The 2,101-nt window shown below is 66.3% G+C and carries 1 protein-coding gene; it reads right to left on the bottom strand.

The window, feature by feature from the left end; all coding sequences use genetic code 11:
• Positions 1–1,904 precede the first annotated feature (1,904 nt).
• Positions 1,905–2,101 (bottom strand): hypothetical protein (locus tag ETD85_RS65350; protein ID WP_206059648.1); only part of this gene is annotated, 197 nt, incomplete at its 5' end.

Here is a 2,101-nt window from a genome sequence, read left to right as displayed (position 1 = left end):
TTCCATCGCCCGCCCCGCCGGCCGCCCTCGGGCAGCAGTGGCCGGAGCCGCTCCCACTCAGCGTTCGTTAAGTCACCACGTCCCATGAACTGATCGTGACAACATCACCACGATTAGTCAGCAGATCAAAGAAACAGCTCTTAGTCACCTCGGCCTGTCTCAGAAGTGGATCACCCGGGTGGTCCACTTTCGGGATGCTCTTTGAGCAGGCCAGGGAGGTTTGACCGCCGCGCGGTGGGCAATGCTGGAGCCGTTGTTGAAAGGGGATTCGGGAACCGCATCCGGGCGGTGGTCGTCCTCGTGCTCGCCAGGATCCGCTCTGGCGGTCGGTCAGCAGGCATGTGACGGCCGCCAGGTAGCGACCGCCCCAGCCCTCGGCGAAGGCTTCGATGCGCCGCTGGCGCGGCAACCTCCGGTGCGTCCGCCGCACCGACCCGCCGCCATGCATATCGCAGCACCCCCTCGTCACACTCCTCGAACAGGTCAGTAAAGCCGGTCTGGTCGCTCAAACTCCGCCTCCTGCGGAGTAGGCGGTACGAGGCGCACTGCCTACTCCGCAGGTGTCGCGGCGAGGCCGGATGTCACCCAGAGCCCCTCAACTATGGCTTGCGATCCGCCGAGGGTGGGGGAGAACTCGCAGGTGCCGCCATATGTCAGCACCACCGACACTCCGCGAGCGAGCGCCAGCCCACGCCCGGTCAAGCCGTGCGGTGTCTCCGACGATGAACCGCCTGGTCGAGCACGCTTGGCGAAGTCGTCTGGTTCGATCGGGGGTCGACGGACGTGGATGTCTGTCCAATAGATTCCTAGTTGACAAGGCCGCCAGAGTAACACTGCGAAGCGGATCGGGGTCATCGGCGGAGACATAGTGATCCACTACCGCTGATCTGGAGCAGCTTCAGTGCAAAAGAAAACACGAGCAGCCGCGGTCTTACTGCTGGCCGCCACCGTGCTCGCCGCCCAACCGGCGGCTGCGATGCCCCCTTCCACAGCCCAAGAGGTAGAGACGCCGCATCCTGCCCACCCAGCCCAGCCGAGCAGGGCGCCCGCGTGGTGAACATGAGCCTCGGCGGTCCCGACACGCCGCAGGACGACCTGGGCCGCGCGTAGGCGACAGCGGGCTGAAGCCGGACATCACCGCCCCGGTGTGGACATCACTGCCGCCCGAAGCAAAGACAGCCCGGGGAGGTGCCGTATGTGGCCAACTCCGGCACCTCGATGGCCACGCCGCACGTCGCGACGCTGCTGGCGGGCGCGCGGCCCGGCTGGAAGGCAGGCGCGCTGAAAGGCGCGCTGACCGGGTTCCAGCGACAGGTGGCGCAGAAGGACCTGGTGGCCGTGCGCACCGACCATGCGCGCCACCTGCCGGATGCGGAGTCAACGCGGGGAGCCGGGCCTGGCCGAGCGACGGGAAGATCTTCTCCAACCTGGCGCCGACCCGGTTCGGGACGCCGTTCACGCAGATCGAGTACCTCAACACCGACGACGGCATCCGCTGGCAGCGCATGATGTACGAGTACGGTGCGGACGGGCGGCTCAACCAGTTCGAGTAAGGCGGCGACGCGATCCGCGCCGGGGACGTCCTCTGGACGAACCTGTGACTCCACGGCCAACGCTGGGAACAAGGCTGCCGCAAGACCCGGCAGCTCGAGGTCACTGGCCGGACTTCGTAGGTGGCGGGTGCGAGCGCAACGGTGTAGTTGCCGTCGGCGTCTGCAGAAGTCTGCGTGACCGTCCGATCGAGGAGAACCTCATGCTGATGTTGGTGCGCGGGACTTTGGCGCCGGGGTTCGGGCCTTCAGCCAGATAACCGAAGGCGGCAAAGTGGTGGTGAGCTGAAGGGCTGTGCCTGGTTCCTTGCCAGCACAACCTGCAGATACAAGCGTCGAACCCACCGCCACGCGTCAACTCGCCTCTCCTGCCTGCCCGGCGTTTCGCGAAGTGTTGGGTTGGGGTGTGGTGGTGGTGAGGAGCTTCTCGACGAGGGTGCGTGCGTGTTTGGCGGGGCCTTGGGGGCCGAGGGATTGGCCTGAGGCGTGCAGGCCTTCGAAGACGAGGGTGAGGTGGTCGGCGAGTTCGGTGGGGTTGTCGGCTGTGAGTT

The sequence above is a fragment of the Nonomuraea zeae genome (genome assembly GCF_005889725.1).
Taxonomy (GTDB): Bacteria; Actinomycetota; Actinomycetes; order Streptosporangiales; family Streptosporangiaceae; genus Nonomuraea; species Nonomuraea zeae.
Note: the sequence above shows the minus strand (reverse complement) of the source record. Positions and strands in the feature narration are given on the sequence as shown.